Genomic DNA, 11,782 nt, shown 5'->3' with positions numbered 1-11,782 from the left:
CCTCCTCGCCCGCCTTCACCCCAGCGCCCTTCGCCGCGGGACTGTCCGGAGCCTTCTTCTTGCGGATCACCGGATCCACCTTCTTCTTGGTGGGCTGCTCGGCCGCGACCTCTTCCGCGTGTGTGACGAGCTGTCGCACACCGGCCTTCGAATGACGCTCATGCACGCCACCTCCGGGCGGGGCTCCAACGACGCCCTCTATGAGGCCTCCGAGGGCGTCAAGCGGGCCATCGAGACCTCCTGGCGCCAGCTCCCCTCGGAAGGACAGGAGCTGGAGCAGGCGTTCTCCACCATCTGCCAGGAGATCATGGTGCGGCGCATCAACGAGCGTCTTGCTTATATAACCCGTGCGACGGAGCAGACGCTGGGCGCGTTCGACCTCACGGAGGAGACGCGCCAGCTCCAGGCGGAGCGGGTGGAACTGCTGGCGCTCAAGAAGCGTGTCCTGGAGGAGCTCAAGCCGGCCTCCGCGGGAACAAAGGCGCCCATGCAACCGGTTTGAGTTCGCGTTTGTAAGAAACCCTGACTTTGCGGTAGATCGGCCGGCTCGCCCCAGGCCTCAAGCCCCTGAATTTCTTAAGGAGAAGTACCCGAATGCCGACGCAGAAGCCCTCGAAGGCGTCCGTGAAGCCCACCAAGAAGAAGGTGGATCCGGTGATCCGCAAGAAGAAGGCTCCGGACAGTCCCGCGGCGAAGGGCGCTGGGGTGAAGGCGGGCGAGGAGGAGAAGGAAGTCCTCGAGGCGAAGGAGGCCCCCGCCGAGGCCGTCGTCGAGAAGAAGAAGAAGAAGGGCGTCGCCGCCGTCTCGGAGGACGTGGACCCCGAGGAGGCCGCCGAGGAGGCCGCCGCCGCCGTCGAGGTGGACCCGGACGCCGTCGAGGACGACGTCGAGGAGGACCCCGTCGCCGAGCGCAAGGAGGTCAAGGACCTGCTCGCCCAGGGCCGCGAGAAGGGCTTCCTCACCTACGACGAGGTGAATGACGCGCTGCCCGCCGACATCGTGTCGTCCGATCAGATCGACGACGTGATGAGCATGTTCGGCGACAACGACATCGAGATCGTCGACGCGCAGAAGGCCGCGCAGAACAACGAGATCAAGCCCACCGTCACCGTCGAGGAGGAGAAGGAAGACGTCGACGAGGACGAGAAGGACGAGGACGACGAGCCGGGCGGCAAGTCGAACGACCCGGTGCGCCTGTACCTGCGCAAGATGGGCAGCGTCAGCCTGCTCACGCGCGAGGGCGAGGTGGAGATCGCCAAGCGCATCGAGGAGGGCGAGAAGGAGGTCCTGCGCGCCCTGCTCGCCTGCAAGGTCGCCGTCGAGGAGATCCTCGACATCGGCAACAAGCTGAAGACGGCCAAGCTGCGCGTGCGCGACGTCATCAAGGACGCGCCCGAGGAGGCCCAGTCCGAGGGTGCCGAGGAGGCTCCCGAGGAGGTCGGCGAGGGTGACGCCCCGGCGCAGCTGGCGCAGAGCGAGCTCAACAAGATCGAGCAGATCTGCAAGCAGATCGAGCGCTTCCGCAAGTTCGCCAAGGACTGCGACGTCCTCGAGGAGGAGCTCGCCTCGAAGAAGAAGCTGACCGAGGTGCGCAAGAAGGAGCTCAAGCAGGAGATGAAGGACCTCCGGACCAAGATGATGGAGGTCCTGGAGGAGATGCGGCTGAACAAGAAGCAGGTCGACCGCATCGTCCTGAATCTCAAGTCGCTCATCGAGCGCGTCGAGAAGGCCGAGGACGAGCTGCGCGATTTGGAGCGCCGCTACGGCATCTCCATGAAGGAGCTTCGCCCGCAGCTGAAGGAGTCGCGGGAGAACCCCAACATCGGCAAGAAGCTGCAGAAGCAGCTCAACCTCACGCCCGAGCAGCTCGAGGTGCTGGACCGCGACGTGCGCACCGCGGTGCGGAAGATCAAGAAGGTCGAGGAGGAGGCCAACCTCCCCGTGGATGCGCTGCGCCGCAACTACGACGCCATCCGCCTGGGCGAGAAGCGCGCCGAGCGCGCCAAGAGCGAGCTGGTGGAGGCCAACCTGCGCCTCGTCGTCTCCATCGCGAAGAAGTACACGAACCGCGGCCTGCAGTTCCTGGACCTCATCCAGGAGGGCAACATCGGCCTGATGAAGGCCGTGGACAAGTTCGAGTACAAGCGCGGCTACAAGTTCTCGACCTACGCCACCTGGTGGATTCGTCAGGCCATCACCCGCGCCATCGCGGACCAGGCCCGCACCATCCGCATCCCGGTGCACATGATCGAGACCATCAACAAGCTCATCCGCACCAGCCGCTACCTGGTGCAGGAGATTGGCCGCGAGCCGACGCCGGAGGAGATCGCGGAGAAGATGGAGCTGCCGCTCGACAAGGTCCGCAAGGTCCTCAAGATCGCCAAGGAGCCCATCTCCCTGGAGACGCCGATTGGCGAGGAGGAGGACAGCCACCTGGGCGACTTCATCGAGGACAAGAGCCTGGTGTCGCCCGCGGACGCGGTCATCAACATGAACCTGGCGGAGCAGACCCGCAAGGTGCTCGCCACGCTGACGCCGCGCGAGGAGAAGGTTCTGCGCATGCGCTTCGGCATCGGCGAGAAGAGCGACCACACGCTCGAGGAGGTCGGCCAGGACTTCGAGGTGACGCGCGAGCGCATCCGTCAGATTGAGGCCAAGGCGCTGCGCAAGCTGCGCCACCCGAGCCGCTCCAAGCGCCTGCGCTCCTTCGTGGAGAGCTGACGCGGACGACAGGCCCCCGGGCCTGACGCCAGAAGGCCCCCGCTCCCATTCGTGGACCGGGGGCCTTCGTGTTTCTAGAGTCCCGCGCGGCATGGCGCTCTTGAGACCGAGGACGAAGACGCGGGTGAAGCAGGCGCAGACAGCGCCGAAGCGTGCGCCCTTCACGGAGGCGGTGTGGCGCACGGTGCGCTCGATTCCGCGCGGAGAGGTCCGCACCTACTCGCAGGTGGCGCTCTATGCGGGGCGGCCGGGCGCGGCGCGCGGCGTGGGGCGGGAGATGGCGATGCTGCCCACGGGGAAGGAAGTGCCCTGGTGGCGGGTGACGCGCGCCGGAGGGGTGCTCGCGCCCATGGTGGCCCAGGAGCAGGCGAAGCGGCTGCGCGCCGAGGGCGTCGTGGTGGAGCAGCGAGGGCAGACGTTCCGCGTCAAACGGGCCGAGGACGCGGCGCCCAAGGCCAGACGCTGACCCGGGGCCGGGTGGTGCTTGCCAGACCCGCGTGCGCGGAGTTATGCCCAGGCCCACGCGGGTTGCACACGCATGAGGGCCCTTAGCTCAGCGGTTAGAGCTGTCGGCTCATAACCGATTGGTCCCTGGTTCGAATCCAGGAGGGCCCACTCCCCTCACCTTCCGCGCACCCACTCGGGAAGTTCCACCGAGGCAGCGAGAGCCCCCCACCGCGTGAATCGGCTGTCGGGTCGCCCGAGGCCACGGACGAGGCCTTCACGATGGAGGCCGTGAAGCCGCGGTGCCGACCGCGCGTGACGCATCACGGCGGTGCCACATTGACTGCGGTCGAATAGCCTTCGGCTCGCGAGTTCTCGTCTCGGAGTACCTGGCAGCAGCCGGTGGCGGATGACAACGCCTCAGCAGTCCAGGGAGGCGTCACTTTAGATTGATGGCTGGATGCAGGCTCTTTGCCATGACCGACCCCGGATTCAGTGACGACTTTCTCGACGAGCTCAGAGAACTTCGTGAACTCGAAGCGAGGCGTGACACGGCAGCAGGACGTGCAGCCGCCGAGGAGGAGCTCCGCCAGCTCAATCTCTATCAGGTCGCAGCCAATTCGGGCGAAGCTCGCGACCCCGCGGGCATGGGCGAAATCGAACGACTTCTTCACACACACGACACATCAGGGCTGGAGGCCAGGCTTGGAGAAGGTCCAGCCCAGGAGTTGCTATCCAGCTATCTCGCAGCCTGGAGACAGGTGGAGAGTGACCGGTACTTCGCCAACCAGCGGGAACAAGAACTCCTGAGTGGTTTGTGGGCGGCATTTGGAGTTCTGCTCGTGATTGCGCTTTCAGTGTTTGCGCGTCGCGCCTGGAAGCGCGCGAAGCAACTCTTCCAGGCTGCTGCGCGACGGAATGCCCAGAAGGAGCGTGAAGAGCAGAGGGCGCGGGTCGCGGAAGAGGCGCGCCGTCGAGAAGCCGAGGCCCGTGCGCGACCCGAAGTCGGGCACCGGGACCGCCCCTTCGATCCCCATGAAATCCTAGGAGTTGCACGCGGGTGTTCGAAGAATGAACTCCGGCGCGCGTACCATGCGCAGATGGCCCAGTACCACCCGGACAAGGTTGCGCATCTGGGCAAGGAGCTACGAGAGCTCGCCGAGAGGAAGGCGCTGGAAATCAATCGAGCGTACGAGATGCTCTCGTAGGTCGTTTCGACCTCGACTTCCGCAGAACCTGTGCCGTTGCCGTCTCCTATCCTGGCGCCCCCTACCCGTTCCTCGCGCTCCAGAAGCGCGTAGACGGTGGCCTCCCCCCCGCGCGGCGCTTCGGGAGGCTCCGACGGCTCAGGGACCTGGGGGACAGAGCAGGTCGACCGACTTGATGCGCATCGCGCCATCCACGTTCGGGTCCTCGGTCTGGTCTCCGATGGCGAGGGTGCCATTCGACGTGAAGTTTTTCCGCGTGAGCTTCGCGACACCGTCGACCACCGGGAACGCCGCGGACTGCGTTTCGTCCGCCCACCCGATGGCCGCGCCGTCCAGGTAGACAACCTTCGACCGCTCCACGGCGGTGCCGAACGGGGGGGGGTATTCCAGCGGCCGGTCATCGGGCCGACGTCCCCGACTCAGCCGTTGTGACATGGAACGCTACTCAGCCTGTGACACGCGACGCTACTCACCGAGAAGTCAATCAACACCCATTGTGAACACCTCCTGAGACAGTCAGGCTGCATGTGCAACTCATTGACGGAGGTCACACATGTCCCCCTCGCAGTCGGGCCTGATTCGTTGCACGTCGAGGCTTTCATTGCTCGGGTTCCTCGCGACCCTGGGCGTCGTCACCTGGAGCACTCCCGCCCAGGCGCGCACGCCCGGCGGTCTCATCGGCGTCGGATATCAAGGCCACATCGGCCCACCGGAGTGGGTGGAACGGAGCTGCAAGTACACCGCGGTCTACTCCCCCTGTCACTGCCCACCCCCTACCGTCGCCAACTTCGACACCGCGAAGGGCTGCTCCAACGAGAGCCAGGAGTGGGCCAATCGGGACGCCTTGAACTCCTGCACCAATCTCTGCGCGAAGGCCGCCAAGGACTCTCCGGGCGCCGGTGGCGGCATCAACGGCGGCGTCCTGGGGCGCCCGGGGAGCTCGACGAAGGGCGGCATCTCGATTGACGGCGCGGGCACCGTCGCGGCCCTGGGAGCGGAGGGCTTCGTGGCGTTCGTCCCCTTCCGCATGGAGCCCCTCTTCGGCACGAAGAAGGAGCAGTTGGCCGACACGGTCGCGGAAGCCACGCGCGTCCCCTGGGTGTTCCTCGATGGCATGGGCGAGTCCATCTCGTGGGAAGACCCGCACGGCTCGGCGGCCTTCGTCCAGGCCTACTGGAGCGAGCACGGCGCGCCCCGCCCCATCGGCCACTGCAAGCACTCCCTCCAGGTCTCCTGCCCACTCGAGAGCGTGAAGCTCGGTGACAGCCTCCAGGTCTGCTCGGGGGAGAGCGAGGAGGACGCCAAGACCATCGCCGAGACGAGCTGCGCACCCCTGCGCTACGACGCGCTGAGCCGCACCTGGAAGGCGTGGGGCCTGTTCGGCATCCCCGACGAGGGGCCGTATCGCGTGCCGACCGCCACCGTCCTCGCCGTGGGTCCCCAGAAGTTCCTCGGCTTCATGCCCGCCAGCCTGGAGGCCGTGGGCCCTTACGAGGACTGGAACAAGCTGGCGGAGGAGCTGCTGGAGCGCACGGAGGGCACCACCGTGTGGCTCGCCGGCCCGGTGAAGTACTACTCCCCCCTGGAGTAGCGGCCCACCCCGGCCCGCCTCGCGGCTCCTGCGCGAGGCGGGCCCCCACACGGTGCGGCGCGGCCTGTCACGGGGTAGGAGGCTCGTACGTCCTACGCTCCAGGATGACCATGACCACGCCCCCTCCCCCGCCGACCGTCGAAGACCTTCAGCGCCACCGCCCGCGGCTGCTGGGGCTCGCCTACCGGATGCTCGGTGAACTGGCCCCCGCGGAGGACGTGGTGCAGGACGCCTTCCTGCGCTGGCACCAGGAGGGCTCGCGGGACATCCAGAGCGCGGAGGCGTGGCTGGTCACGGTGGTGAGCCGGCTCGCGATCGACCGGCTGCGCCGCGCCGCCACCGAGCGCGCCGCCTACGACGGCCCCTGGCTTCCAGAACCCGTGCTGACCGAGGTGACCACTCCGGAACAGGCCGCGGAGCGCGCCTCGGACCTGTCGGTCGCGCTGCTGGTGCTGCTCGAGTCGCTGAAACCCGAGGAGCGCGTGGCCTTCCTGCTGCGCGAGGTCTTCGGCGAGGAGTACGGGACGCTGGCTCGGGTGCTGGGGCGCAACGAGCCGGCGGTGCGGCAGCTGGTCCACCGGGCACGCGAGCGGGTGCGGGAGGGCCGTCCGCGCTTCCCGTCCCCACCCGGAGTGAAGGAGCAGTTCCTGCAGCGCTTCCTCTCCGCGCTCGGCACGGGAGACCAGGCGGCGCTGGTCTCGATGCTCGCTCCAGGCGTGACGTTCACCAGTGATGGAGGCGGCAAGGCGTACGCGGCGCGCAAGCGCATCGACGGCGCCGACCGCATCATCCGGATGTTGCTCGGGCTGCGGCAGAAGCTGAGCGGCACGATGGAGCACCGCATCGTGTCGCTCAACGGGCAGCCCGCCGCGCTCACCTTCCGCGACGGGCTGCTCTTCCACGCCACGATGCTCGACGTGGACGGCGAGTACATCCGCGCCATCTACCGCGTGCTCAACCCCGACAAGCTCCAGCGGCTGGAGCGCGACGCCATTCACCTCGCGTGAGTCACGGCCCCGGGTGGTGTGCGCAAGGGCACGGCGATGCGGTTGAGCGCGTTGATGAGCGCCACCTGTGCGACCAGCGCCGCGAGTGAGGCTTCATCGAACGCCGCCCGCGCCGCGTCCCACACGGCGTCCGGTACGCCCTCGGGACCCAATCGGGTCGCAGCCTCTGTATAGGCGAGCGCGGCCCGCTCCGCGTCGGTGAAGAGCAAGGACTCGCGCCAGACGACGACCTGGTGGAGACGCTCGTCGGATTCACCCAGGTGGCGCGCTTCACGCACATGCATGTCCACGCACAGGACGCAGCCGTTGTGCTGTGAGGCGCGAATCTTCACCAACTCACGGATGCTCGGAGCCAACGGGCCCTCGCGGAGCGCCGCATCCACGGCGAGGAAGGCGCGGTAGGGCGCGGCGGCAAGCCGGGCGATGTCCAGACGGGGACGCGGGTGTGACGTGTCGTTTCGAGGTGCCTGCATCGGGTGGTCTCCTGGTGGGTTCGCCCCAAGAGACGCGCGACCGCATTCGCCCGTGACAGCCCGCCGAACCGACGCCGCCTTCCCCCAAGGGGCCCCGCGCTTCGAGCCGCCTGTTCCGTTCCGACCCAAACGGTTGCCTGCGGCAACCACCCACACCCATCAATCCCAATCCCGACGCCCACCCAGATTGATTGCCTCAGACAACCACTCTCGTGACCCATCCTTGCCAATCCAGCACATCCATGCCCTCCTTGACATGCTCGTCTCGATGACGGGCGCAAGCAGCACACCCTCACCTGAAAGGAAGAGCCATGTCTGTCATGGGGCTGCGTCGTCTTGCCCTGTGGGCAGGACTGGTGTTGATGGCCGCATGTGGAGGCCCCCTCCCCGAGGACGTGGACTCCTCCGAGTGGGTCTCCCAAGAGGAGATGTCCCAGGAGGAGCGCTCTCAGGAGGACCCGGACCTGGAGAGCGCGCTTTACGAGAACGCCCAGGCGACCTGCCCCTACCAGGGTGGCGAGGCGTGCAGTTGGAAGCCCATCTGCGCTGCCTATTGCTGTGATGGCTCGCGGCACCGCCGGTATCTCGCGTGTGGCGAGTGCACCGCCTTCTCCCTCAATGTGTGCGCCTCGCGAGGAGGGCTCTGGCGCATGGAGTGGAACGAGATCTGACCACCTCCACCATGGTCACGGTCTCACCCGCCATCGCGCATTGATTTCACAGCGGAGGCAGGGGGTCGCGATGGGTTGTCGCGTCCCTTCGGGGTGGCTCGCGCCAGCGGGCCATCCGCCCGCGCACGCACCTGGAGTCGCCACCCTGGGAAGAAGTTTTCCCATCCCCATCGGGCATGAGCATTGCTGCGTATCCGGCGACGGCGGCGAAAGTCCGGGAGGATGGATGCACGGCGGATGGCGATGGGCAACGGCAGTGGGCATGGCGGTGTTCCTCGGCGCATGCGGTGAATCAGCGGACCTCGACTCACCCGACGGCCCCGGTCCCTGGCCGGCGGACGCGGTGAAGGACTACGCGACGGCGTTCGGCATCGGCGCGGGGGTGCGGAGCATCGGCGTCGACGAGGGCCACAACATCTGGCTGCTGAAGGGCGACGAGATTGGCGTGCTGCGTCCCGGCGACACGGCGCCCACATGGACGCGCGGCGTGGGACAGGCGGCGGGAGGCTTCGGGCGGGATAAAAAGGCGCTCGGCTCCACCGTCATCTGCGGGGGTGAGGCGGGGCGTGCCTACGTGGGCTACCACACGTACGAATTACAGCCGGAGATACCGGACAAGCCCCACGCCTACATCCCCGCTCCTGGGGAGCCGCACTACACCGAGGCGCGCTTCGCGGAGTACCAGAAGGGCGACCTGGACGCGGTGCGCGTGGAGTCCGACGGCACGGTGGTGCTGGAGGAGCACCTGTGGCGCAGCGCGGGTGTGTCGGGTGGCCAGCAGCAGCTTGGCATACGCAACACCAACGACTTCCACTACGACGAGGACCGCTCGGTGCTCGCCTGCCAGCGGGTGATGCGCGGCAGGGACCGGGGTGATGTCTACATCGGCACCAACCACGGCGTGACGTTGATTCGAGACCTCACGTACAACAGCCACCGGCACGCGGCCTGGTATCTCGAGACGCCGCGCGCGGACGGCAGCGTGTCCCAGTCACTCCAGGCGGGGTTCAACTGGGGGCTCGGCATCGGACCCGGCGGTGAGGTGCTGGTGGCCAATGACTGGCTGGTGGGCATCCTGCAGCCGAACGGCGTGCTCGCGGACTTCGACCGGGAGCTCACCTGGGAGGGGCCGGTGCCCTGGAGCTACAAGGGGCACAACGCGCAGCTCAACAGCCTGGAGGCCTTCGACCACTGGCGTGCCATCGCTCGCACGAAGGCGGGGACGACCTGGGTGGGCAGCCGTGACTTCGGCCTGTGGCGCATGGAGCAGACGGACCGCTCCAGCGCGAACTACACGCGCATCACCACCCTGCCCTCCTCCAACGTGACGGCGCTCGCGGCCACGGATGGGGGCATCGTCTACGTGGGCACGCAGGACCAGGGCCTGTGGCGCATCGAGGAGGATGGGGCGACGCTCACGCGCGTGGAGACCGTGAACGGGCGACAGGTGCTCCAGTTCGTCTACGACCCCACCGTGGCACCGGCCATGCTCTATGCGCTGACCGACCAGGGGCTGACCGTGCTGCGGGAGTAGCGCGCCCGGGTCGAGCCACGCGTCACGAAGCCACGAGCTCGCGCGTCGCGGGCTGCCTGCGTGACATGAGGTAGGCCACGCCGAGGTTGGGGACCCAGCAGAGCCACGCGACGATTCGGTAGGCCGTGACGAAATCGCCCAACGCGTGGACCAGCACGGGCATCCACGACCTCAGCGTGACGGCCGCGAAGCAGGCCGCGAAGCTGTAGGTCATCATGAGCCGGTGCTCCTCAACCCGCCGGTTCCTGATGAGCCACCAGGCACTGGCCGTCGTCGCCAGCCAGATGACTCCCAGGCTGATGAAGCCCGCCGCGGCGACAATGCCGCCCGTGGCGAAGAAGCCGACGTACACGGCCGCGAGCCCGCTCAGGAGGACGGCCCCGACGTAGACCTTCCCGAGGACCCGGTGTGTCCTCGGAGACCTGAGCCGCAGCCTCGCGATGAACTGCGTCCAGCCGACCGCCAGCGCGAGCCCGCCCATCCCGATGTGGATGTAGAAGGCCGCGTTCCACACGACGTCCATCAGCAACGCCTCGTCCTTCGAGCCGCGAATCCCGAAGCTCGAACCCGCGAGGAAGTAGCTGACGGGATACAGCCCCACGGCCACGCAGAGGAAACCGAAGAGGAACCAGCGTGCCTTGCGTGTCATCGTGGAGACCCAGGGTTCGACGTGGAGCGGCGCCGCGCGAGAATCAATCGCCCCCGGCTACGGGCCGCGCCCCGCTCGATTGCATTTCACTCCTGAGCCGAGGGAGCACGCAGCTCCATCCGCAGCGGCTGCTTGCCCACCCACTCACCTCGCAGCAGGCTCTTCCCCACCTCCAGCCGCAGGCTCGCCGCCGGGTTGCCCTCCGCATCCCGCTCCCGCAGCTCGAGCTTGCCGCCCTCCACCCGGCCGTCCAGCTCGATGGGTTTGCGGTGCTTCTCGTAGAAGTACACGCCGGAGACCGAGTCGTCCCTGTGCCGCTCCAACATCATGACGATGGGCAGCTTGCCGATCCGCCCCCGCAGCACCTGGCCGAAGACGTCGCCGGACACCCCCTGCCCCTCTCCCAGCAGCACCCACTTGCCATAGGCCGTCAGATGGGGACGCAGCGAGGCATACGGCAGCGCCAGGCTGACGCTGTCGACGTCGTCGAGCGCACGTGATGCGTGGTTGCTGCAACGCTCCGCGGTCATCCGCGCCTCCGTCCCGGTGAACTCCCAGCGCTCATGGAACGTGCTCCGGGTGCGCTCCTCCTCCGCGTTCGCCTCGACGCCCTCCAGGCACTCGCGATTGAACGCGAGGCGCTCCTCCAGGTCCTCCACCGTGCCGCTCTCGGGCGCCTTCTTGTTCGACGCCTTCAGCTCCCGCTCATGCTTCGCAATCTGCTCCCGGTAGAGCCGCAGCTTCTCCTTGTTCATGCGAAGGACCAGCGCGCGCACGCCAGCGGGGGTGAACAACTCCCGCGGATTCAACTGACGCCCCGTCCGCACATCGAAGCCATAGGCCACGCTGTACGTCTCGCAGTAGGCCCCGCAACCCTCGATGTCGAAGTGAATCGTGAGCAGGCGCCCATCGTTCCGCGTCACGCCGAAGCGCTGCTCGGAGAGCCCCGACAGGTCCAGCCCGTCGGCCGGCAGCCGCGCCTCCACCTTCGTGGGCGCCAGGGCCTTGAACCGCCCGATGAACAGACCATCGTTGATGTTGGCGGCCACCTCCGGCTTCTCGTGCGTGACGAACGCCATCTGGAGGTCCCCCACCGGGAAGACACTCTCCGCCTCCGGCTTGGGGATGACCGTGAGCGAGCGCACCTCCACCCCCTCCGCCCGGGCCCTCCCGGTGAGCAGCACGGCCAGGACGGGGAACAGCAGGAGACCCACGGGAAGACGCTTCATCGGGAGACCTTGGACAGGACGACCACTCCGGCATCCTGCCTCAAGGCCCCGCCGGAGCGCATCCCGAGGAGCGCGCCTTGAGTCATCAAAGGATGTTCACGACCTTGGCCGGGGTGTATCAGGCCGCCAATCCCAGACACATCGTGTCGACACGGGACGTGCGACACGCCTTGATTCACTCCACTTCGGGCGCGGTCTCATCCAAGGACTCGCGAGAATCACGGGCCGGCTGAACCCGTGGCCGATACGCACCTT

The 11,782-nt window shown here is 67.4% G+C and carries 11 protein-coding genes, 1 tRNA gene and 1 pseudogene; 9 read left to right on the top strand and 4 right to left on the bottom strand.

Translation table 11 applies throughout. The annotated features are described in order from the left end of the window. The 5 genes and pseudogenes from FL311_RS14240 to FL311_RS14220 all read left to right on the top strand — a co-directional run. Window positions 1–502 (top strand): annotated as a pseudogene (locus tag FL311_RS14240) (DNA primase); the annotation flags it as partial. A 92-nt stretch (window positions 503–594) separates the two neighbouring features. Then, window positions 595–2,721: an RNA polymerase sigma factor RpoD gene (gene rpoD / locus FL311_RS14235; RefSeq protein WP_141325686.1), complete on the top strand. Its 2,127-nt coding sequence runs from the start codon at window positions 595–597 to the stop codon at window positions 2,719–2,721. Between the two features lie 91 nt (window positions 2,722–2,812). Then, window positions 2,813–3,187: an MGMT family protein gene (locus FL311_RS14230; RefSeq protein ID WP_141325685.1), complete on the top strand. Its 375-nt coding sequence runs from the start codon at window positions 2,813–2,815 to the stop codon at window positions 3,185–3,187. 76 nt (window positions 3,188–3,263) lie between these two features. Continuing rightward, window positions 3,264–3,336, top strand: a tRNA-Ile gene (locus tag FL311_RS14225). A gap of 305 nt (window positions 3,337–3,641) precedes the next feature. Continuing rightward, a complete protein-coding gene (locus FL311_RS14220) occupies window positions 3,642–4,373 on the top strand; it encodes a DnaJ family molecular chaperone (RefSeq protein WP_194869200.1) in 732 nt (243 codons plus the stop codon). Window positions 4,374–4,511: 138 nt separating this feature from the next. Here FL311_RS14220 and FL311_RS14215 read toward each other — a convergent pair whose 3' ends face one another. Next, the gene (locus tag FL311_RS14215; protein WP_228556867.1) at window positions 4,512–4,808 is read right to left on the bottom strand and encodes a hypothetical protein; all 297 of its coding nucleotides are present in this window, start codon (window positions 4,806–4,808) and stop codon (window positions 4,512–4,514) included. Between the two features lie 118 nt (window positions 4,809–4,926). Here FL311_RS14215 and FL311_RS14210 point away from each other — a divergent pair, with 118 nt between their 5' ends. Then, window positions 4,927–5,964, top strand: a complete 1,038-nt coding sequence (locus FL311_RS14210) for a hypothetical protein (protein WP_141325683.1) — start codon at window positions 4,927–4,929, stop codon at window positions 5,962–5,964. A 110-nt stretch (window positions 5,965–6,074) separates the two neighbouring features. Then, complete coding sequence (gene sigJ, locus FL311_RS14205) at window positions 6,075–6,971, top strand: RNA polymerase sigma factor SigJ (protein WP_141325682.1); 897 nt, start codon at window positions 6,075–6,077, stop codon at window positions 6,969–6,971. On the opposite strand, the gene FL311_RS14200 is transcribed toward sigJ, so the two are convergent. Further along, a complete protein-coding gene (locus FL311_RS14200) occupies window positions 6,959–7,444 on the bottom strand; it encodes a carboxymuconolactone decarboxylase family protein (RefSeq protein WP_141325681.1) in 486 nt (161 codons plus the stop codon). The genes sigJ and FL311_RS14200 overlap by 13 nt on opposite strands. 311 nt (window positions 7,445–7,755) lie before the next feature. Between FL311_RS14200 and FL311_RS14195 the strand changes: the two genes are divergently transcribed. Beyond that, window positions 7,756–8,115, top strand: a complete 360-nt coding sequence (locus FL311_RS14195; RefSeq protein ID WP_141325680.1) for a hypothetical protein — start codon at window positions 7,756–7,758, stop codon at window positions 8,113–8,115. 262 nt (window positions 8,116–8,377) lie between these two features. Next, entirely contained in the window at window positions 8,378–9,649 is a 1,272-nt protein-coding gene (locus FL311_RS14190) for a hypothetical protein (RefSeq protein ID WP_153882682.1), read from the top strand. Between the two features lie 22 nt (window positions 9,650–9,671). On the opposite strand, the gene FL311_RS14185 is transcribed toward FL311_RS14190, so the two are convergent. Continuing rightward, window positions 9,672–10,298: a DUF2306 domain-containing protein gene (locus FL311_RS14185; protein ID WP_141325677.1), complete on the bottom strand. Its 627-nt coding sequence runs from the start codon at window positions 10,296–10,298 to the stop codon at window positions 9,672–9,674. A gap of 86 nt (window positions 10,299–10,384) precedes the next feature. Next, on the bottom strand, window positions 10,385–11,527 hold the full coding sequence (locus FL311_RS14180) for a hypothetical protein (protein ID WP_141325676.1): 1,143 nt from the start codon (window positions 11,525–11,527) through the stop codon (window positions 10,385–10,387). Window positions 11,528–11,782: the final 255 nt, after the last annotated feature.

The organism is Myxococcus sp. AB025B, assembly GCF_006518215.1.
GTDB classification, from domain to species: domain Bacteria; phylum Myxococcota; class Myxococcia; order Myxococcales; family Myxococcaceae; genus Myxococcus; species Myxococcus fulvus.
The sequence above is the reverse complement of the archived record's forward strand: the minus strand, read 5'-3'. Positions and strand labels throughout refer to the sequence as shown.

What these genes read in the sequence shown, in the direction of transcription:
- rpoD (WP_141325686.1), top strand. Translation starts at nt 595, where the DNA reads ATGCCGACGCAGAAGCCCTCGAAGGCGTCCGTGAAGCCCACCAAGAAG.
- FL311_RS14230 (WP_141325685.1), top strand. Translation starts at nt 2,813, where the DNA reads ATGGCGCTCTTGAGACCGAGGACGAAGACGCGGGTGAAGCAGGCGCAG.
- FL311_RS14220 (WP_194869200.1), top strand. Translation starts at nt 3,642, where the DNA reads ATGACCGACCCCGGATTCAGTGACGACTTTCTCGACGAGCTCAGAGAA.
- FL311_RS14215 (WP_228556867.1), bottom strand. Translation starts at nt 4,808, where the DNA reads ATGTCACAACGGCTGAGTCGGGGACGTCGGCCCGATGACCGGCCGCTG.
- FL311_RS14210 (WP_141325683.1), top strand. Translation starts at nt 4,927, where the DNA reads ATGTCCCCCTCGCAGTCGGGCCTGATTCGTTGCACGTCGAGGCTTTCA.
- sigJ (WP_141325682.1), top strand. Translation starts at nt 6,075, where the DNA reads ATGACCACGCCCCCTCCCCCGCCGACCGTCGAAGACCTTCAGCGCCAC.
- FL311_RS14200 (WP_141325681.1), bottom strand. Translation starts at nt 7,444, where the DNA reads ATGCAGGCACCTCGAAACGACACGTCACACCCGCGTCCCCGTCTGGAC.
- FL311_RS14195 (WP_141325680.1), top strand. Translation starts at nt 7,756, where the DNA reads ATGTCTGTCATGGGGCTGCGTCGTCTTGCCCTGTGGGCAGGACTGGTG.
- FL311_RS14190 (WP_153882682.1), top strand. Translation starts at nt 8,378, where the DNA reads ATGGCGGTGTTCCTCGGCGCATGCGGTGAATCAGCGGACCTCGACTCA.
- FL311_RS14185 (WP_141325677.1), bottom strand. Translation starts at nt 10,298, where the DNA reads ATGACACGCAAGGCACGCTGGTTCCTCTTCGGTTTCCTCTGCGTGGCC.
- FL311_RS14180 (WP_141325676.1), bottom strand. Translation starts at nt 11,527, where the DNA reads ATGAAGCGTCTTCCCGTGGGTCTCCTGCTGTTCCCCGTCCTGGCCGTG.